Source organism: Bradyrhizobium sp. AZCC 2176, assembly GCF_036924645.1.
In the GTDB taxonomy this organism is placed as follows: Bacteria; Pseudomonadota; Alphaproteobacteria; order Rhizobiales; family Xanthobacteraceae; genus Bradyrhizobium.
On sequence record NZ_JAZHRX010000001.1, the window covers coordinates 6,096,843 to 6,115,264 of the forward strand.

19 protein-coding genes are annotated in these 18,422 nt (G+C 62.9%); 7 read left to right on the forward strand and 12 right to left on the reverse strand.

The genetic code is table 11. The annotated features are described in order from the left end of the window. Positions 1 to 18: 18 nt before the first annotated feature. On the forward strand, positions 19 to 1,530 hold the full coding sequence (locus V1288_RS28750) for a DEAD/DEAH box helicase (RefSeq protein ID WP_334360232.1): 1,512 nt from the start codon (positions 19 to 21) through the stop codon (positions 1,528 to 1,530). 139 nt (positions 1,531 to 1,669) lie between these two features. Next, positions 1,670 to 2,737: a GGDEF domain-containing protein gene (locus tag V1288_RS28755; RefSeq protein ID WP_334360233.1), complete on the forward strand. Its 1,068-nt coding sequence runs from the start codon at positions 1,670 to 1,672 to the stop codon at positions 2,735 to 2,737. A gap of 6 nt (positions 2,738 to 2,743) precedes the next feature. On the opposite strand, the gene V1288_RS28760 is transcribed toward V1288_RS28755, so the two are convergent. From V1288_RS28760 to V1288_RS28800, 9 genes are all read right to left on the reverse strand, one after another. Beyond that, positions 2,744 to 3,181 (reverse strand): TfoX/Sxy family protein, encoded by a 438-nt coding sequence (locus tag V1288_RS28760; RefSeq protein WP_334360234.1) that lies wholly within the window; start codon positions 3,179 to 3,181, stop codon positions 2,744 to 2,746. Between the two features lie 26 nt (positions 3,182 to 3,207). Next, positions 3,208 to 3,609 (reverse strand): HesB/IscA family protein, encoded by a 402-nt coding sequence (locus tag V1288_RS28765; RefSeq protein ID WP_442893868.1) that lies wholly within the window; start codon positions 3,607 to 3,609, stop codon positions 3,208 to 3,210. A 67-nt stretch (positions 3,610 to 3,676) separates the two neighbouring features. Further along, on the reverse strand, positions 3,677 to 4,048 hold the full coding sequence (locus tag V1288_RS28770) for an SUF system Fe-S cluster assembly protein (protein WP_065756315.1): 372 nt from the start codon (positions 4,046 to 4,048) through the stop codon (positions 3,677 to 3,679). Next, on the reverse strand, positions 4,045 to 5,292 hold the full coding sequence (locus V1288_RS28775; RefSeq protein WP_334360235.1) for a cysteine desulfurase: 1,248 nt from the start codon (positions 5,290 to 5,292) through the stop codon (positions 4,045 to 4,047). The genes V1288_RS28770 and V1288_RS28775 overlap by 4 nt, the downstream gene beginning before the upstream one ends. Next, entirely contained in the window at positions 5,289 to 6,614 is a 1,326-nt protein-coding gene (gene sufD / locus V1288_RS28780; RefSeq protein WP_334360236.1) for a Fe-S cluster assembly protein SufD, read from the reverse strand. Before sufD ends, V1288_RS28775 begins: the two co-directional genes overlap by 4 nt. An 11-nt stretch (positions 6,615 to 6,625) precedes the next feature. Continuing rightward, a complete protein-coding gene (gene sufC, locus V1288_RS28785; RefSeq protein ID WP_334360237.1) occupies positions 6,626 to 7,378 on the reverse strand; it encodes a Fe-S cluster assembly ATPase SufC in 753 nt (250 codons plus the stop codon). 23 nt (positions 7,379 to 7,401) lie between these two features. Beyond that, positions 7,402 to 7,707 carry a hypothetical protein gene (locus V1288_RS28790; RefSeq protein WP_334360238.1) on the reverse strand — a complete coding sequence of 102 codons (306 nt, stop codon included), beginning with the start codon at positions 7,705 to 7,707 and terminating at the stop codon, positions 7,402 to 7,404. A 20-nt stretch (positions 7,708 to 7,727) separates the two neighbouring features. Beyond that, positions 7,728 to 9,209: a Fe-S cluster assembly protein SufB gene (sufB, locus tag V1288_RS28795; protein ID WP_334360239.1), complete on the reverse strand. Its 1,482-nt coding sequence runs from the start codon at positions 9,207 to 9,209 to the stop codon at positions 7,728 to 7,730. A gap of 88 nt (positions 9,210 to 9,297) precedes the next feature. Further along, positions 9,298 to 10,452: a cysteine desulfurase family protein gene (locus V1288_RS28800; protein WP_334360240.1), complete on the reverse strand. Its 1,155-nt coding sequence runs from the start codon at positions 10,450 to 10,452 to the stop codon at positions 9,298 to 9,300. A gap of 293 nt (positions 10,453 to 10,745) precedes the next feature. Here V1288_RS28800 and V1288_RS28805 point away from each other — a divergent pair, with 293 nt between their 5' ends. Continuing rightward, a complete protein-coding gene (locus V1288_RS28805) occupies positions 10,746 to 11,393 on the forward strand; it encodes an alpha/beta hydrolase (protein WP_025589847.1) in 648 nt (215 codons plus the stop codon). Between the two features lie 24 nt (positions 11,394 to 11,417). Here the strand turns inward: V1288_RS28805 and V1288_RS28810 are convergent, their stop codons facing one another. Both V1288_RS28810 and V1288_RS28815 read right to left on the reverse strand, forming a co-directional pair. After that, positions 11,418 to 12,095: a glutathione S-transferase family protein gene (locus tag V1288_RS28810; RefSeq protein WP_334360241.1), complete on the reverse strand. Its 678-nt coding sequence runs from the start codon at positions 12,093 to 12,095 to the stop codon at positions 11,418 to 11,420. A gap of 115 nt (positions 12,096 to 12,210) precedes the next feature. Continuing rightward, positions 12,211 to 13,311 (reverse strand): anhydro-N-acetylmuramic acid kinase, encoded by a 1,101-nt coding sequence (locus V1288_RS28815; RefSeq protein ID WP_334360242.1) that lies wholly within the window; start codon positions 13,309 to 13,311, stop codon positions 12,211 to 12,213. A 176-nt stretch (positions 13,312 to 13,487) separates the two neighbouring features. On the opposite strand from V1288_RS28815, the gene tyrS reads away from it, so the two are divergent. Further along, positions 13,488 to 14,741: a tyrosine--tRNA ligase gene (gene tyrS / locus V1288_RS28820; protein WP_334360243.1), complete on the forward strand. Its 1,254-nt coding sequence runs from the start codon at positions 13,488 to 13,490 to the stop codon at positions 14,739 to 14,741. Positions 14,742 to 14,810: 69 nt separating this feature from the next. Beyond that, complete coding sequence (locus V1288_RS28825) at positions 14,811 to 16,058, forward strand: MFS transporter (RefSeq protein WP_334360244.1); 1,248 nt, start codon at positions 14,811 to 14,813, stop codon at positions 16,056 to 16,058. Here V1288_RS28825 and V1288_RS28830 read toward each other — a convergent pair whose 3' ends face one another. Continuing rightward, entirely contained in the window at positions 16,059 to 16,964 is a 906-nt protein-coding gene (locus tag V1288_RS28830; protein WP_334360245.1) for a LysR family transcriptional regulator, read from the reverse strand. 113 nt (positions 16,965 to 17,077) lie between these two features. On the opposite strand from V1288_RS28830, the gene bla reads away from it, so the two are divergent. Beyond that, entirely contained in the window at positions 17,078 to 17,974 is an 897-nt protein-coding gene (bla, locus tag V1288_RS28835; RefSeq protein ID WP_334360246.1) for a class A beta-lactamase, read from the forward strand. Between the two features lie 31 nt (positions 17,975 to 18,005). Further along, positions 18,006 to 18,407, forward strand: coding sequence for a hypothetical protein (locus V1288_RS28840; protein ID WP_334360247.1), 402 nt, complete (start codon positions 18,006 to 18,008; stop codon positions 18,405 to 18,407). Positions 18,408 to 18,422 lie beyond the last annotated feature (15 nt).

Below are 18,422 nucleotides of genomic sequence, written 5' to 3' on the forward strand. Positions count from 1 at the left end.
GTGTCGACTAGAGGCTCAATGTCTTTTTCCCATCTCGGCCTTTCCGATAAGGTCCTCGCCGCAGTTGCGGCCACCGGCTACACCACCCCTACCCCCATCCAGGAACAGGCAATTCCGCACGTTCTGGCCCGCCGCGACGTCCTCGGCATCGCCCAGACCGGCACCGGCAAGACCGCTGCTTTCGTCCTGCCCATGCTCACACTTCTGGAAAAGGGCCGCGCCCGGGCACGGATGCCCCGCACCCTGATCCTCGAACCGACCCGCGAACTCGCGGCCCAGGTGAAAGAGAATTTCGACAAATACGGCGCCGGCCAGAAACTCAACGTCGCGCTCCTGATCGGCGGCGTCTCGTTCGGCGACCAGGACAGCAAACTGACCCGCGGCGTCGACGTCCTGATTGCAACCCCCGGCCGCCTGCTCGACCACACCGAACGCGGCGGTCTCCTGCTGACCGGCGTCGAACTGCTCGTCATCGACGAAGCCGACCGCATGCTGGACATGGGCTTCATTCCCGACATCGAACGCATCTGCAAGCTGGTGCCGTTCACGCGGCAAACGCTGTTCTTCACCGCAACGATGCCGCCGGAAATCAGCCGCATCACCGAAGCCTTCCTGCACAATCCCGCGCGGATCGAAGTCTCGAAGCCGGCGACCACAGCGGTGGGCGTGTCGCAATTTCAGGTCCCCGCCGGACGCGAGGTACACGAGAAGCGCGAGATCCTGCGCCGCCTGCTGCGCGACGCCAAGGATCTTCAGAACGCGATCATCTTCTGCAATCGCAAGCGCGAAGTCGCCGTCGTTTACAAATCGCTGCAGAAACACGGCTTCAGTGTCGGCGCCCTGCATGGCGACATGGACCAGTCGGCGCGCACTGCGGCGCTTGATCAGTTCCGCAAGGGCGAGATCCCGTTGTTGGTCGCCTCCGATGTCGCGGCCCGCGGCCTCGACATTCCCGCCGTCAGCCACGTCTTCAATTTCGATGTGCCGCATCATGCCGACGACTACGTGCATCGCATCGGCCGTACCGGACGCGCTGGACGCGCCGGCACCGCGATCTCGATCGTCAGCCCGCTCGACAACAAATCGATTGCTGCGATCGAACGGCTGATCGGGCAAGCCATTCCCACCGCCGAGGGCGATTACACCGTGCACTCGGATGCGTCCGAGGCGAGCGATCAGCCGCGCGAGCATCGCTCACGCGAGGGATCGCGGGAAGGTTCACGCGGCGGCCGCAAGCCACGGCGCGAACGCGAACCGCGCGCCGAACGCGAGCCGCGGCAGGCCAGGGGCACGGACAAGCGCAGCGACATGGGCAGCGATCGCGAACCGCGGCATGCCAAGGGCGCAGGCCGCAGTGCCGCTCCGCAGCCGGCGGCTGACTTCGCGCCGCCTGCCCCTGCACAGCCGTCACGCGTGCCCTCGATCGGCCGGCCCGAACCGCGCCGCGCCCACCGCGAGGTCGAATCCGAGCCCGCCGATCACTCGCACCTTCCCGCATTCCTGTTGCGGCCGGTTCGCGCCCGCGTCTGAAACGGCGTCGATATCGACGTCGATCCTTGCGGCCGGAAGCGTTTACCGGCCGTTCATCCTCCTCCATTAACTTGCCGCCGATAATTTAATCATTGCGGCACGGCAACGAGCGGCGCTGCTCGATATTGGGGACGGATCAGTGGTCAAGCTGCTGGACGAACACGAACGCACGATGGCGTTCGCCGAAGTGGCGTTGGGCCAGATCAAATCCCTCCGGCAGACCGCAGTCCCGCGCAATTACGAAATCTGGTACGTCTACGCGACCGGATACAACGCCCCCCTCAACAAGATCATCAACGAGACGCTGGCGCGCAACGGCAGGTTGAGCGAGTCGGATCTTGAACAGATCTACGAAACCTATCTCTCCCACATCAAGACCTCCGACCGCATCGACAAGGTCGGCGCGCGCGTGATCGGCGAAATCGACGACGTGATGGCCCTGATCACGGACGCGCTTGGCATGTCGCAGAGCTACGACGCCAAGCTGAATGGAGCGAACGAGAAGCTCAGGAACGCGAAGAACCGCGATCAGATCAAGGCGGTCGTCGACGGCCTGGTGAGATCGACCCGCGAGATGCAAGAGACCAACAAGGCGCTGGAAAACCGGCTGTCGCTGTCGAAAACCGAGATCAGCAATCTGCAACACAGCCTCGAGGCGATCCGCGCCGAGAGCCTGACCGACCCGCTGACCGGATTGGGCAACCGCAAATATTTCGACCGCTCGATCGAGATGGCGGTACGGGCTGCGCTGGCAAGCGGCGAGCCGCTGTCGCTCATGATGTTCGACATCGACCATTTCAAATCGTTCAACGATTCCTACGGCCACCTCACCGGCGATCAGGTGCTGCGGCTGGTTGCGATGTCGCTGAAGCAGACCATCAAGGGCCAGGACATCACCGCCCGTTACGGCGGCGAGGAATTTGCGGTGGTGCTGCCCAACACGGCGCTGCGCCAGGCCCTAACGGTCGCCGACCATATCCGCCGCGCCGTGATGGCGAAGGAGTTGAAGAAGAAATCGACCGGCGAAATTCTCGGCCGCGTCACCATCTCCGTCGGCGTCTCCATGCTGAAACCGGACGACGACACGGATTCGCTGATCGAGCGCGCCGACGCGTGCCTCTACGCTGCTAAGCGTAACGGCCGCAACCGCGTGATCTGCGAAGTCGATCCCGAATACGCCGCCGAGAGCCGCAGCCAGGTCGCGTAGCGCCAATTACCGGCGCGTCGCCTTCCTCGCCTTCGCTGCCCGCCGCTTCGCCGGCGGCTTGCGGCCAACAGCTGGCTCGGCCGCAACCTTCGGCTGGGCCGCCTTGCGCGCCTTCGGCCGCTTGCGCAGCGCCGCGCGTTGCGCTGCGGCCAGCGCCGCCCGCTCCCACTCAGCCAGTTCCTCGGAGTCGTCGAACAGGCGTGCCGGCAACTGCCAGTACGAGTTCACCGTGACCGTCTTGACCCGGGTCTGATACTGAAACGGCTGCGACCCCTCCGCTTCGAATTGCGGAATCGTCTGGTCGTCAGCACGGAAATAGAGGCCGGCCCGCAGCGCGAGCGCGAAGTTGGTGCCGTCGGCGGAAATGCCGTAGCCGGAGAACATCTTGCGGATGGTGACGGGGCCGAAATCAGCAAACAGGTCGATCAGGAAATCGCGATCCATCGCTCACCGCCCCGGCGATGCGGTCGTTAAACCTTCGCCGGCGTCAGTTGCACCGACTCGCCGCAGCCGCAGGCGGAGACCTGGTTCGGATTGTTGAAGATGAACTGGGCCTGCAGCTTGTCGGCCTTGTAGTCCATCTCGGTGCCGAGCAGGAACAACACCGCCTTGGGATCGACCAGGATCTTCACGCCCCGGTCCTCGACCACTTCGTCGGTCGGGCGGATCTCATGGGCATATTCCACCGTGTAGGACTGGCCGGCGCAGCCGCCGTTCTTGATCCCGACGCGAAGTCCAACGATCTCGGAATCGGCGCGCTTGGTCAGTTCCGTAATCCGCTGCGCCGCCGCTTCGGTCAGTTTCATGACCTGCGGGCGGGGCCGCGGCTTCGGCTTGGCCGTCGTGGGTGAAGCGGGTGTCATGCTAGCCATGTCGTCATTCCCAACGGCAAATCAATGCCTGTGATCTTCCAGTAAAGCGGTTAAATCCTCACGCAACTCACCACATATTCAGCACGAGGCGAGCCTCGTCGGACATACGATCCGGCGTCCAGGCCGGATCCCACACCAGGTTGACGTTGACGACGCCGACGCCTGGAACGCTGGCGATCGCGTTCTCGACCATGGTCGGCAGTTCGCCGGCCGCCGGACAGTTCGGCGTGGTCAGCGTCATCGTCACATCGACGGCACGGTCATCCTTGAGATCGACCTTGTAGATCAGGCCGAGCTCGTAGATATCGGCCGGAATTTCCGGGTCGAACACCGTCTTCAGCGCGGCGACGATTTCGGTCCCAAGCCGCTCGGTTTCCTCCGGCGGCAGCGCCGAGTTGGTTTCCATATTAGCTGACTTGACTTCGGCCGTGTCACTCATGCGAACAAATCCCGCGCCTTGATCAGCGCCTGTGCCAGATGGTCGACTTCTTCACGGGTATTATACATTCCAAACGACGCGCGGCAGGTGGCTGTGACATTGAACCGCTCTAAAAGCGGCATCACGCAATGGGTGCCGGCGCGCACGGCGATCCCCTGCCGGTCGATCACGGTCGCGACGTCGTGGGCATGCGCCCCCTTCATCTCGAAGGAAATCACCGGTCCCTTGCCGCGCGCAGTGCCGATCAGGCGCAACGAATTGATTTCGCGCAGCCGTTCCTGGGCGTAATTCAAAATATCGTGCTCGTGGGCGGCGATGCGTTCCTTGCCGATCGAATTGACGTAGTCGATCGCAGCACCCAGCCCGATCGCCTCAACGATCGGCGGCGTCCCGGCCTCGAACTTGTGCGGCGGGTCGCCATAGGTGACCCAATCCTTGGCCACCTCGCGGATCATCTCGCCACCGCCGTTATAGGGCCGCATCGCCACCAGGTGCTCATGCTTGGCATAGAGCGCGCCAATTCCGGTCGGGCCATAGACCTTGTGGCCGGTGAAGGCATAGAAATCGCAATCGAGGTCCTGCACGTCGATGGGCAGATGTACCGCGCCCTGCGCGCCATCGACCAGCACCGGAATGCCGCGGTCATGGGCGAGCTTCACGACCTCCTTGATCGGAACGAAAGTGCCGAGCGCATTCGACATCTGGGTGATGGCGACGAGCTTGGTGCGCGGCGTCAGCAGTTTCTCGAATTCCTCGATCAGGAAATTGCCGTCGTCGTCAACCGGCGCCCATTTGATCACCGCGCCATGGCGCTCGCGCAGGAAGTGCCAGGGCACGATGTTGGAGTGGTGCTCCATGATCGAGAGCACAATCTCGTCGCCCTGCTTGATGTTGGGCTCGCCCCAGGACGATGCCACGAGGTTGATGGCCTCGGTGACATTGCGGGTGAAGATGATTTCCTCACTTCGCGTCGCATTGATGAACTTCGCTACCTTGCCGCGCGCGCCCTCGTAAGCCTCGGTCGCAGCATTGGCGAGATAATGCAGGCCGCGATGCACGTTGGCATATTCGCTTTTGTAAGCCTCCGTCATGCGGTCGAGCACGGCGGTCGGCTTCTGCGCGGAAGCGGCATTATCGAGATAGACCAGCGGCTTGCCATAGACCTTCATCGCCAGCGCGGGGAAATCCTCCCGCACGCGGGCCACGTCATAGGCGCCATTCTTCACCGCCGGATGCTGGGTCATGACCGCGCCTCCAGCCAGCGCTGCGCGGCCGCAATCGCAAGCTCGCGCAGGTCGTCGTTGACGATGGATTCAATGGCCTCGCCCACGAAAGCCTGGATCAGCAACGCCTGGGCTTGCTTTTCGGACAAGCCGCGGGCGCGCAAATAGAACAGCAGGCTCTCGTCGAGCGCGCCGGTGGTGGCGCCGTGGCCGCAGGTGACGTCGTCGGCGAAGATCTCGAGCTCCGGCTTGTTGTCGGCCTCGGCCTCGTCAGACAGCAGCAGCGCCCGCGTCATCATCTTGGCGTCGGTCTTCTGCGCATCGGGGCGCACGATGATGCGGCCCTGGAACACCGAGTGGGCGCGGTCGTCGGCAACGGCGCGGAACACTTCGCGGCTGGCGCAATGCGGCACCGCGTGGTCCATGAACAGCGTGGTGTCGGCGTGCTGGCGGCCATTGAGCAGATTGACGCCGTTGGTCTCGACCCGCGAACCCTCGCCGGCGAACGCAATCGTCGCCTGGTAGCGGCTGACGGCAGCGCCCGAGGTCATGCCGAAGGTGTTGAAGTGGGCATGCGCACCCAGCGTCAGCACGGCGGAGGAAATGTTGAAGGCCTCGCGGCTGTCCTCGACCAGGCGGACGTGGTCGAGCCGCGAATTGTCGCCGATCGCGACGACCAGCGAGTCGTGGGCCTGATAGGTCTTCGCGCCATCGGCTGCGACGTAGCTTTCGACCAGCGTCACGCCGACATCCTTGCCGAGCCGCAGCAGCGAGCGTGTGAACATCGCCGTAGGAGTGGTACCCGTCGCGACATGAATGATTTGCAGCGGCTGCGTCAGCACGACGCCATTGGCGATCTGGATCACCACGCCGTCGGTCATCATCGCACTGTTGAGCGCGACCATCGGATTGGCGCTGTCGAGCGTAAAGAGTTGGGCCTGCAGGGCGGCTTCGCCGGATTCCAGAACGCCGCGCAGGGTGCCGACCGCAACGCCCTTCTCCAGCCCGTCCAGCTCGGAAAGTTTTGGCGCAAACACGCCGTCCACCAGCACGAGCCGGCGCGCGCCCTTGATCGCCTGCAGCTTCACCGCCGCCGCAGCCCGCGTCAGCGCGTCAGCATCCGGCGCAGGCGCCAGCGGCAGCACTTCGCGCATCAGCGCGCGCAGATCGGTGTACTTCCAGTCCTCGATTCGCCGGTGCGGCAGGCCCACACGATCATAGGCCTCGAAGGCGGCACTTCGCGCCTCGGCGACCCTGCCGGTGCCCGGCAGCCGGTCGCGCGCGACGGCAAAGCTGTCGCTCAGCGCACGTCCCGTCTCGTTCTTTGCCAAAGCCAAATTCATCACGATACCTGTCAGGCTGCGTCTTCGAACTGGGTGTAGCCGGAAGCCTCGAGCTCCAGCGCCAGATCCTTGCCGCCGCTTTTGACGACCCGGCCCTTCGACATCACGTGCACGAAATCAGGCACGATGTAGTTGAGGAGCCGCTGGTAGTGGGTGATGACCACCATGGCACGATCAGGCGAACGCAGCGCGTTGACGCCATCGGCCGCGACGCGGAGCGCATCGATGTCGAGGCCGGAATCCATTTCGTCGAGGATGCAGACGGCAGGCTCGAACAGCGCCATCTGCAGAATCTCGTTGCGCTTCTTCTCGCCGCCGGAAAAGCCGACATTGACACCGCGCTTGAGCATGTCCTGCGGAATGTTGAGCGACTTTGCGACCGCACGGACCTTCTTGAGAAACTCCGGAGAGGTAAGCTGGCTTTCACCGCGCGCCTTGCGCTGGGCGTTCAGCGCGGTGTGCAGGAAGTTCCAGGTGGTGACGCCAGGGATTTCGACCGGATACTGGAACGCCAGGAACAAGCCCTTGGCGGCGCGCTCGTCCGGCTCCATTTCGAGAAGATCCTCGCCCCTAAACAGGATCTCGCCGTCGGTGACTTCATAGCCCGGCTTGCCGGCGATGACGTGCGACAGCGTCGATTTGCCGGAGCCGTTCGGCCCCATGATCGCGTGCACCTCGCCCGGGTTTACGGTGAGCGTCAGTCCGTGGAGAATTTCGTTATCCTCAACACGCACCTTCAGGTTTTTGACTTCGAGTAATGGCATGGCTTTCCCTTGTCGAAATTCGTTTAGTGGCGCTGCCGAATCGGGCGCTCATAGGCGACAATCGCGGCATCCGGGCACGCATTTTCCAGACTTACGATCTCGTCAAGCTTGGCCGCATCGAGCTCCACCGCTGCGATCAAATTGCAAAGTCCGTCGCCGACACCCGCACGGCAGTTCGCCCGATAGGCCATCAGATAAACACCCATCCTGTCGGCGGCGGCCTCAAGGCGGCGCGCCTGCGCGGCGTTTGGCCGGAACCACTCTGAACTGTCGAGCCGCGACAAACTGGTTTCGTCGATCTCGTTCAAGATCGGCAACAGCGTGCGCATCTCGCTGATATCAAGCGTGATCATCCCACGCTGCCCTCCAGCGAGATGGAGATCAGCTTCTGCGCTTCCACCGCGAATTCCATCGGCAGTTGCTGCAGCACGTCCTTCACGAAGCCGTTGACGACGAGGCCGACGGCTTCTTCCTGGCTGAGGCCGCGCTGGACACAGTAGAACAACACATCCTCGGAAATCTTCGACGTCGTCGCTTCGTGCTCGAAGGTAGCCGACGAGTTCTTCGCCTCGACGTAGGGCACGGTGTGCGCACCGCATTTGTCGCCGATCAGCAGCGAGTCGCAGGCGGTATAGTTGCGCGCCCCGGTCGCCTTGCGATGCGCGGTAACGAGGCCACGATAGGTGTTCTGCGAAGCGCCCGCGGCAATGCCCTTGGAGATGATCCGGCTGGTCGTGTTCTTGCCGAGATGAAGCATCTTGGTGCCAGAATCGACCTGCTGGTAACCGTTCGAGATCGCGATCGAGTAGAACTCGCCGCGCGAATTGTCGCCGCGCAGGATGCAGCTCGGATATTTCCAGGTGATCGCCGACCCGGTCTCGACTTGGGTCCATGAGATTTTTGAATGGTTGCCGCGGCAGTCGCCACGCTTGGTGACGAAATTGTAGATGCCGCCGACGCCTTCCGAGTTGCCGGGATACCAGTTCTGCACCGTCGAATATTTGATCTCGGCGTCATCGAGCGCGACCAGTTCAACGACGGCGGCGTGCAACTGGTTTTCGTCGCGCTGCGGCGCGGTGCAGCCTTCGAGATAGCTGACGTAGGACCCCTTGTCGGCGATGATCAGCGTGCGCTCGAACTGGCCGGTGTTGCGCTCGTTGATGCGGAAATAGGTTGACAGCTCCATCGGGCAGCGCACGCCAGCCGGCACATAGACGAACGAGCCGTCGGAGAACACCGCCGAGTTCAGCGTCGCGAAGTAATTGTCCGAGGTCGGCACGACCGAGCCGAGATACTTCTTCACCAGTTCGGGATGCTCGCGGATCGCCTCCGAGATCGGCATGAAGATCACGCCGGCCGCCTTCAATTCCTTCTGGAACGTGGTAGCGACGGAAACCGAGTCGAACACGGCGTCGACGGCGATCCTGCGCTCGCCTTCCGGCTTCACGACGCCTTCCAGCACCTCAACTTCACGCAGGGGGATGCCGAGCTTTTCGTAGGTCTTGAGAATTTCCGGGTCGATCTCGTCCAGCGAGCCGATCTGCTTCTTCGGCTTCGGCGCGGAGTAGTAGTAGAGCTCCTGGTAGTCGATCTTGGGATAGTTGACGCGGGCCCAGGTCGGCTCGGTCATGGTCAGCCAGCGGCGATAGGCCTCCAGCCGCCATTCCAGCATCCAGGCCGGCTCGTTCTTCTTTGCAGAGATGAAGCGGACGGTGTCTTCCGACAGCCCCTTCGGCGCCTTGTCGGACTCGATGAGAGTCTCAAACCCATATCGATATTGGTCGACGTCGATGCGCTTCACGCGCTCGACCGTCTCTTGTACGGCTGGCATTCCATCCTCCGCTCGCGGTTTCAAGGACCGCGGTGGAACAATTCAACATCGGTGACGAAGCGTTCCGGCGAAACGGACTTAGAACGTTTCAAGCCGTGTTTCGTCGCCCTCTAAGTAAGGCATCGGCAAGCTTTCGCCAAGCCTGAAGGGCCAAATCAATGTCTGCCTCCGTGGTAGACCAGCCCAGACTAAGCCGCACCGCTCCTTGGGCTAGGTCTCTGCCGACCCCCATGGCGGCCAGGACGTGCGACGGCTGGACCTTGCCGGACGAGCAGGCGGAACCGGAAGATACCGCAATACCGCCGAGATCGAAGCCAATCACGGCGGTTTCGGCCTTCAGGCCGTCAACCGTGAACAGGGTGGTATTCGGCAGCCGCGGCGTGCCTTCCGAAAACACAATCATTCCAGGGGTCTGCCTGAGGCCCCTCTCGAGGCGGTTCCGAAGGCCATGCAGCCGAACTGCATCGCCTTCCAGCGCGGCCATGGCCACCCGCACAGCAGCGCCAAAGGCCGCTAGACCCGCAACATTCTCGGTGCCGGCCCGGCGTCCAAGTTCCTGTCCGCCGCCGCGCAGCAGCGGCTCCAGTCCCTGCACGTCCTCGGCCAGAACCAGCGCACCGGCGCCCTTGGGGCCGCCGATCTTGTGCGCAGAAAGCGTGACCAGATCGGCCTTCATCGATTTGATCTCAAACGGTATCTTGCCAAATGCTTGGATCGCATCGACATGCAGCAGGCCGCCTGCTCCGTGCACGATGTCGGCGACGTCGGCGACCGGCTGGATGGCGCCGGTCTCGTTATTCGCCAGCATTACCGACACCAGCGCCGGCGGCCCGTCAGCGAGCAGTGTGCGCAAATGGTCGAGGTCCACCAGGCCAACGCCGGAGACTTTGATGGCCGCGATCGCGTCGGCGGGAAACCGTCCCCCTGACAGCACCGACGTATGCTCGATGGTCGAAACCAGCAGCCGCTGAACCGGCCAGCCCGCGCCGCGGCGCAACCCGGGCGTCAGCGCCATCGCGTTGGCTTCGGTGCCGCCAGAGGCGAACACCACGTCCTGCGGCCGCGCCGAAATCGCTGCGGCGACGTCCGCCCGTGCATCCTCGACCAGCCGGCGCGCCTGACGCCCTTCGGCATGAACAGAGGACGGATTGCCGGCCATGTCCCAGGCAGCCGCCATCGCCTGCCTGGCCTCGGGGCGAAGCGGCGTCGTCGCATTCCAGTCGAGATAGACCCGGTCAGGCATGTCCGTACAATATTACCTATATCCGGCAAGCAGCTCATGCAAGGCATGGCCTCGCGCCGGCGCAGGTTGCCTTATGGCAACTAGGGATCGCGCCGTCTCCAGGCAATCGCAGCTTAACGCCTTGAGCTGCCTTCGAGATGTTCAAGATGCTTGCTTTTTGCCCCTCGCCTCATGCTAGAACGCCGCCACCAGTTTCACGGGAGCGCCGTTTGCGCACCACCCAACGACGCCTGATCGCATTTCTTCTCCGCCGGATCACGGCCGTTGCCGAGGACCACTTCCAAGGATCATGAATGCCTGAAGTTATTTTCACCGGCCCCGCGGGCCGCCTCGAAGGCCGTTACCATCCGGCCAAGCAGAAGAACGCGCCGATCGCGATGATCCTGCATCCGCATCCGCAGTTTCACGGCACGATGAATCACCAGATCGTCTACCAGTGCTACTACGCGTTTGCGCATCGCGGCTTCTCGGTGCTGCGATTCAATTTTCGCGGCGTCGGCCGCAGCCAGGGCTCGTTCGACCACGGCACCGGCGAATTGTCGGATGCGGCTTCCGCGCTCGACTGGGCGCAGACCATCAATCCCGAAGCGCGCGCCTGCTGGGTCGCGGGCTTCTCGTTCGGCGCCTGGATCGGCATGCAGCTTTTGATGCGCCGGCCCGAAGTCGAAGGTTTTATTTCGATCGCGCCGCCCGCCAACCTCTACGACTTCTCCTTCCTTGCGCCCTGCCCGTCGTCAGGCCTTATCGTGCATGGCGAGAAGGATGCGGTGGTGCCGCCGAAGGACGTCAACACGCTGGTCGAAAAACTGAAGACGCAAAAAGGCATCGTGATCGATCAGCAGATCATCCCCGGCGCCAACCATTTCTTCGACGGCAAGCTGGAGCCGCTGATGGAGACGGTGACCGGCTATCTCGACATGCGGCTCGCCAACGTCCGCTGACGTGACCGTGTCGGTATCTTCGTCTCACGCCGCCAGTTTCAGCATATGCGCGTTATGGCGCACCAGGAACGCGTGCAGCAACTGCGGATAGTCCGGACCGACTGCCGTGCGCACGCTCGGCCGCTGCGCCAGCGTTTCTCGCCATGCGCTTGCCTTCGGCGTATCGGCAAACACCGATAGATCGATCAACTGATCGAACACATCGAAGTAGCGGAAGATCGGCGCGAACACCGCGTCCACCAGGCTGAAATCCTTGCCGGCGAAGAACGGTCCCGCGCCGAGCGTTTTCTCGACCTGCGCGAACTTCGCGGCTACTGCCTTCCGCTTGCTCTCGAAGATCGCGGGATCGCCTGTGGTCTCCAGGCCCCATAGCTCGCTCAGAATCGTAGAGCCGAATTCCATCCAGGCGCGGTGCTGCGCCCGCTTGAGCGCGTCCTGCGGATGCAGTTTCGCGCCTCCTTGCGTCTCCTCGATGTACTCGCAGATGACATTGCTCTCGAACAGCGCCACCTCGCCGTCCTTGGTCTCGACAAGCAGCACCGGCACCTTGCCGAGCGGCGAAATCTTCAGAAACCAGTCCGGCTTGTTGGCAAGATCGATGTCGATCCGCTCGAACGGAACGCCCTTTTCGGTGAGCGCGATCACCGCGCGCTGCACATAGGGACAAAGCTTGTGGCTGATCAGCGTGAGTTTTGGTGCCATGACGACCTCCCGGGCGAAGGCCGGCAGGCCTCGCTCCATGCATCTGCATTTAATTAGATGCATTTGCATGTAGCCGTCAAGGTCGATGCAGTTGCATCAACAGATCTTGAACCGGTCAGGGTCGCGCGATGATGCCGCCGGTCATCGGGAACGGTACCCCCGTGGTGGCGGGGTAGCTCAGCGGCAGGCCTTTGAGGCCCCGCGCCGCCAGAAATCCGAAGGCCTGTGCCTCGATGGCGTCGGATGCCCAGCCCAGCGTGTCCGCCGCCTGAACGGTCGCCGGCGCCAAGCACTCGCGCAGCATCCGCAGCATGGTCAGGTTGCGGGCGCCGCCGCCGGCCACGATCCAGTTCTTGGGTTCTTTCGGCAGCAGTGGCACCACGCGGGCGATCGCGGCCGCTGTGAACGCGGTCAAGGTCGCAGCGCCATCTTCCGGCGGTATGTCGCCGAGCTTCAGCCTCGCAAAATCGTTGCGATCGAGCGATTTCGGCGGCGGCAGCGAAAAGAACGGCATCGCCAGCGCGCGATTGATCCACGCCGCATCGACTTTGCCCAGCGCCGCGGTGCGGCCCTCGGTATCGAAGCGCTGGTTCAGCCAGCGGAACATGTAGTCGTCGAGCAGCGCGTTGCCCGGACCGGTGTCGCAGGCGACCAGCGTGTCGCCATCGATATAGGTGATGTTGGCGACGCCGCCGATATTGACCACGACGGTCGGCCCCTCCCAGTCCAGCGATTGGGCGAGCGCGCGGTGATAAACCGGCACAAAGGGCGCGCCCTGCCCGCCGGCTTCGACGTCGGCCGCGCGGAAATCGTACATGACCGGAACGTGGATCATCCTGGCGAGCGTGGCCGCGTCGCCGATCTGGACCGTTAGTTTTTTCTCGGGCCGATGCAGCACGGTCTGGCCGTGAAAGCCGACGATGTCGATGTCGTCGAAGCGCATCCGGTGTTGCGCGGTAAAGGCGGCCACCGCCTCGGCATGCGCTGATGTGACGACCCGCTCCGCCTCGCGCAGGCAGCCTGGCCGCGCCGCGCGATCCGGCAGGTCGGCGGCCTCATACAGTGCCTGGCGCAGCAGGCTGCGTTCCATTTCGGTATAGGGCCGGTATCCCGACGGCCCGAGGGCGTTGACCCGTCGGCCATCGGTTTCGATCAAAGCGACATCGACCCCGTCGAGCGAGGTACCGCTCATCAGACCAAGCGCCGTCAACATCATCTCAAATCGTGCCTTTGCAACGCCCTGCTCGATCCGTCCCGCCGACGACGATCAGCTTGTGCCAAACACGCACATCTTATAATGCCACAGCGCCTACCCTTGCGGCAGCCCGTTCCGCCATGGTTCCGCAAACAGTTACAATTACAGTGAAAATAGAATGATCAAAGCAGCCCGTCATGACCGCATTTAAATCAGATTTCCTGAACATTTTAAGGGAACGCGGCTTCATCCACCAGTGTTCCGATTTCGAGGGCCTGGACGCATTGGCCGCAAAGGGTCAGGCGACCGCCTATGTCGGTTACGACTGCACGGCGCCGTCGCTGCATATCGGCAATTACCTCACCATGATGATGCTGCACTGGCTGCAGCAGAGCGGCAACAAGCCGATCACCCTGATGGGCGGCGGCACCACCATGGTCGGCGACCCCTCCGGCAAGGACGAGTCGCGGGCGATCCGGTCGATCGAGGAAATCGAGGCCAACAAGGCCTCGATCCGCGGCGTGTTCGCGAAGGTACTTCGCTACGGTTCGGGCCCGAGCGATGCCATCATGCTCGACAATGCCGAGTGGCTGACGAAACTGAACTACATCGAAATGCTGCGCGACGTCGGCCGGCACTTCTCCGTCAACCGCATGCTGACGATGGACTCGGTGCGGCTTCGGCTCGAGCGCGAGCAGGAGATGAGCTTCATCGAGTTCAACTACATGGTCTGCCAGGCCTACGACTTCGTCGAACTGGCGCGGCGCACCGGATGCCGCCTGCAGATGGGCGGCTCCGATCAATGGGGCAACATCGTGATGGGCGTCGATCTCGGCCGTCGCATGGGCGCGCCGCAACTGTTCGCGCTGACGACACCGCTCTTGACGACAGCGTCGGGCGCCAAGATGGGCAAGACCGCGCAGGGCGCGGTGTGGCTCAATGCCGACCAGTTCTCGCCCTACGATTTCTGGCAATACTGGCGCAACGTCGAGGACGCCGACGTCGTCAAGTTTCTAAAGCTGTTCACGATTCTGCCGATTAGCGAGATCGCAAAGCTCGCGACATTGCAGGGTGGCGAGATCAACGAGGCCAAGAAGGTGCTGGCGACGGAAGCGACCGCGCTGTTGCACGGCCGCGAGGCCGCCGACACGGCCGCAGAAACCGCCCGGCAAACCTTTGAGCAAGGCGCGATCGCAGAGAGCCTGCCCACAGTGGAAGTTTCGCGTGGCGAGCTCGAAACTGGCGCCGGCGTGCTGGGGCTGTTCGTGAAAGCGGGCCTCGTGGCCTCGAACGGCGAAGCACGGCGCCAGATCAAGGGCGGCGGCTTGCGCGTCAACGATGCCGCCGTGACCGACGAGAAGATGGTCCTGACGCCCTCCAACCTCACGCCGGAAGGCGTCATCAAGCTTTCCATGGGGAAGAAAAAGCACGTCCTGCTGAAACCCGCCTGATCGGGCCTGCATAGGCGCATTCGCTTTTGATGCTTGCGGGGAACTGCGGAAACGCGCTCCCTGCGTCCCATGGACAACAAGACGCCAGAGGGAGATGCGTTAGCCAGACCGCACAAGCCGGAGCGGGTTGCGCTCAACGTGCTGGCGCTGTGCTTTACGCTGGCGCTGCTCGGCCGCGGCCTCGGCGAGAGCTTTACGGTTTTCCTCAAACCGATCTCTGAGAATTTCGGCTGGGACCGCGCGGCAGTGGTCTCGGTCTATTCGCTGACCTGGCTCGCCGGCGGGCTGACGGCGCCGGTGGTCGGCCGGCTATTCGATCGCTACGGCCCTCGCACCGTCTATTCGCTGGGACTGCTGCTGCTCGGCGGCGCGTTCCTGGCGGCCTCGCAGGCGCAGGCGCTGTGGCAATTCCAGTTGAGCGTTGGCCTCTGCGTCGGGATCGGCATCGCCTTCATCGGCAACGTGCCGAATTCGATTCTGCTCGGCCGCTGGTTCGGCCCGCGGTTGCCGACGGCGATGGCGATCGTCTATTCCGCAACCGGCGCAGGCGTTTTGGTCCTTCTGCCGGCGTCGCAAATCCTGATCGACCAGGTCGGATGGCGCGGCGCCCACCAGATCTTCGGCATCATTGCGCTGTGCTTGTTGGTGCCGCTGTTGCTGCTACCATGGCGGCTGTTCTCAACCGGCTCGCCGCACATCGCCAAACAGGCCGACCCTGGTTTCGTCGATGAGGGCTGGACGCTGGTCAGCGCGATGCGCCACCACGCGTTCTGGGCGCTGTTTTCAACCTTCTTCTTCACGGCAATCGGCATGTACGCGATCTCGGCGCAGATCGTCGCCTACCTTATCGACGCCGGCTTCCCGCCGCTGCAGGCCGCAACCGCCTGGGGCTTTTCCGGCGTCGTGCTGCTGTTCGGCATGCTGGGGGTGACGCAGCTCGATGCGATGATCGGACGAAGACCGTCAGTGCTGCTCAGCTACGCCATCTCGATCGTCGGCATCATTCTGCTGTGGCTGCTGCAGTACTATCCGAACTTCTGGCTGCTCGCGGCTTTCGTGGTGACCTTCGGCAGCATGATCGGTTCGCGCGGCCCGCTGATCACGGCGACCGCGATGAAGATCTTCCGCGGCGAGCGGGTCGGCACCATCTACGGCACGATCTCGATCGGCAGCGGTCTTGGCTCAGGGCTCGGCGCCTGGGCCGGCGGCCTGATCCACGACTGGACCCACAGCTATAATCCCGTGATCGCCTTCGCGCTGGTGGCCGTCGTGCTCGGAATGATCCCGTTCCTCGTCGTGCCGGCGCTGCGGCGCTAGCTAGCTAAGCCCCGGCCTGATTGCCTGGACCCTGCTTGTTGCCGCCATCGTCTCGAGCAGCCAACTCTTGAATGAGAGCATCGCGGGCGACGGTCGCCGGGAATGCAACGAGGTAATCCAATAATCGCCGAGTCCCACTTCGATCTTGAATGGACGTACGAGTCGACGTTTTCGGACCTCATCCTGAAACAATGCCCCCGGCAACAACGCAACGCCGAAGCCGCGCGCTGCTGCGCTGGCGATCGTGATCGATGAATCGAACACCATTCCCTTGAGAACCGGACTCTGCAGTCCCGCCGCCGCAAACCAGCGCGGCCATTCCTCCTGTCGGTAGGAACGCAGCAGCACCTCGCGCTTGAGATCGGCCGGCCGGCTAAGCCGGCGAGCCAGTGCAGGCGCGCAGTACGCCGTAAATGGCGCCCCCATCAAGTGGGTCGCCTCGGTGCCATGCCAGAGCCCATCGCCAAACCTGATCGCGTAATCGAGGCCCTCACCGGCGATATCGATACGATTGTTGTTGGTGAACAGGCGCAAATCGATCCGCGGATACGCGTTTCTGAAATCGTCAAGCCGCGGCAGCAGCCATCCCGAAGCGAAGGTACCGACCACGCCGACCGTGATGACGTCCTGGTAGCGACCATCTTCAAAACGGTTGAGCGTTTCGCTGAGCCGGCCAAAGGCCTCGACGATGCTTGGTAGCAGCGATTGTCCTTCATCGGTGAGCGCGACGCCGCGCGGCAGCCGGCGAAACAACTGTACGCCAAGCCGGTCCTCCAGCACTTTCACATGCTGACTGACCGCTGCCTGCGTGACGCGAAGTTCCAGGCCGGCACGGGTGAAACTCAAGTGGCGCGCTGTTGCTTCAAAGGCCCGCAGTGCGTTGAGCGGAAGGTGCGAAAGCTTCATCCGGCGTCGCATTACTTGTCCCTGGTTTTTCTTATGCCTGCCCGCAGAACTGATCGTTTGTCAAGACAGCAGCCGATGGGCACTTTCCTGCTCGCAGCAAGGAGGGATTCGTAGTGATTACCAGAAGACAGTTCCAGCTTGGGTTCGGCACAGTGCTGATAGCGACTGCTTTGAGCGCGCGGATAAAAGCCGTGCGCGCATCAACCGCAGATCAACGACTGATCGATGAGATCAAGCGCCTGGAGAGCGAAAGTGGCGGCCGGCTGGGCGTTTGTGTCCTCGAGACAGCAACGGATGCCCGCCATGTCCATCGGGGCGACGAGCGGTTTCCGATGTGCAGCACCTTCAAAGTGCTCGCAGCCGCGGCGACTTTGGCGCGGATAGATGCAGGCAAGGAACAGTTGACACGGCGCATAACCTTCGACGCGTCCGCACTCGTCGTGAACTCACCCGTAACTGAAAAGCGTGTCGGCGGCGATGGCATGACGCTCGCTGAGATTTGCGATGCGGCGCTAACTCGGAGCGACAATACGGCCGGCAATCTGCTGCTCGCCAGCATTGGCGGACCTCCGGGACTGACGGCCTTCGCACGAAGCCTGGGTGACCAGGTCACGCGGCTGGACCGGGATGAGCCCTCGCTCAACGAGGCTTTGCCCGACGATCCCCGCGATACTACGACACCGAATGCGATGGCTTCGAATTTGCAGGCCCTCATTCTTGGGACGACAGCGCTGTCGGCTGCATCGCGTGAGCAACTGACGGCATGGTTGATCGCCAACAAAACCGGCGACATGCGACTGCGTGCCGGTTTTGCAAAACGCTGGCGTATCGGAGACAAGACCGGCACAGGCGGACGAGGCACGAACAACCACGTCGCCGTGGTCTGGCCACCCAGCGCCGCCCCCATGGTGATTGCGGTCTATCTGACGGGCGCTACTGTTTCTTTCGAGCAACAGAATGCTATCGTGGCTTCGGTCGCGCGCGCGGTCTCGGCGACAACATCCGGCTAGGTAAGAAATGCGAGCGGTAACGATTGGCGGATTGTCGATAGCAATCATCCCGCTGTGCGTTGGCGTACCGGGTTTGTCTCCATTGATCGCCTCGGAGGAGTTGTTCGCCAACCGGCCCGCATTTTCCGTAGCGGAGCAGCCCGTGCGGATGCCAGCCGAATGCCGAGATGTGAGGCGGATGGCAGAAGGAATTCCTGAACTCGACTACCGGATCGATCTATCCGTGGTCGGCAGCCTCACGGCCGTGCAGACGGATCAGGTGTTGTGGTATCTCGTGCTGTGTTCATTGCCGGATATCCGGATCATGTGCGTGACCTACCAATCCAACGGCATGACGGTTGGCGAGAGGGTCATCGTTAAGGGCGGATATCGGCGACGCGACGCCAACCACGTCCTCCTTGATCCTTGCTTGGCAAGCAGGCCGGAACAGTGATTGTGATTTCGGCCG

Excerpts from the sequence above, each read along its gene's own strand:
- V1288_RS28810 (WP_334360241.1), bottom strand. The coding sequence starts at position 12,095 with ATGGCACCAAAACTCACGCTGATCAGCCACAAGCTTTGTCCCTATGTG.
- V1288_RS28775 (WP_334360235.1), bottom strand. The coding sequence starts at position 5,292 with ATGACCCAGCATCCGGCGGTGAAGAATGGCGCCTATGACGTGGCCCGC.
- V1288_RS28770 (WP_065756315.1), bottom strand. The coding sequence starts at position 4,048 with ATGAGTGACACGGCCGAAGTCAAGTCAGCTAATATGGAAACCAACTCG.
- sufC (WP_334360237.1), bottom strand. The coding sequence starts at position 7,378 with ATGCCATTACTCGAAGTCAAAAACCTGAAGGTGCGTGTTGAGGATAAC.
- V1288_RS28815 (WP_334360242.1), bottom strand. The coding sequence starts at position 13,311 with ATGATGTTGACGGCGCTTGGTCTGATGAGCGGTACCTCGCTCGACGGG.
- V1288_RS28760 (WP_334360234.1), bottom strand. The coding sequence starts at position 3,181 with ATGGATCGCGATTTCCTGATCGACCTGTTTGCTGATTTCGGCCCCGTC.
- V1288_RS28830 (WP_334360245.1), bottom strand. The coding sequence starts at position 16,964 with ATGAAGCTTTCGCACCTTCCGCTCAACGCACTGCGGGCCTTTGAAGCA.
- sufB (WP_334360239.1), bottom strand. The coding sequence starts at position 9,209 with ATGCCAGCCGTACAAGAGACGGTCGAGCGCGTGAAGCGCATCGACGTC.
- V1288_RS28790 (WP_334360238.1), bottom strand. The coding sequence starts at position 7,707 with ATGCGCACGCTGTTGCCGATCTTGAACGAGATCGACGAAACCAGTTTG.
- V1288_RS28805 (WP_025589847.1), top strand. The coding sequence starts at position 10,746 with ATGCCTGAAGTTATTTTCACCGGCCCCGCGGGCCGCCTCGAAGGCCGT.
- V1288_RS28825 (WP_334360244.1), top strand. The coding sequence starts at position 14,811 with ATGGACAACAAGACGCCAGAGGGAGATGCGTTAGCCAGACCGCACAAG.
- V1288_RS28765 (WP_442893868.1), bottom strand. The coding sequence starts at position 3,609 with ATGGCTAGCATGACACCCGCTTCACCCACGACGGCCAAGCCGAAGCCG.
- tyrS (WP_334360243.1), top strand. The coding sequence starts at position 13,488 with ATGACCGCATTTAAATCAGATTTCCTGAACATTTTAAGGGAACGCGGC.
- V1288_RS28800 (WP_334360240.1), bottom strand. The coding sequence starts at position 10,452 with ATGCCTGACCGGGTCTATCTCGACTGGAATGCGACGACGCCGCTTCGC.
- V1288_RS28750 (WP_334360232.1), top strand. The coding sequence starts at position 19 with ATGTCTTTTTCCCATCTCGGCCTTTCCGATAAGGTCCTCGCCGCAGTT.
- sufD (WP_334360236.1), bottom strand. The coding sequence starts at position 6,614 with ATGAATTTGGCTTTGGCAAAGAACGAGACGGGACGTGCGCTGAGCGAC.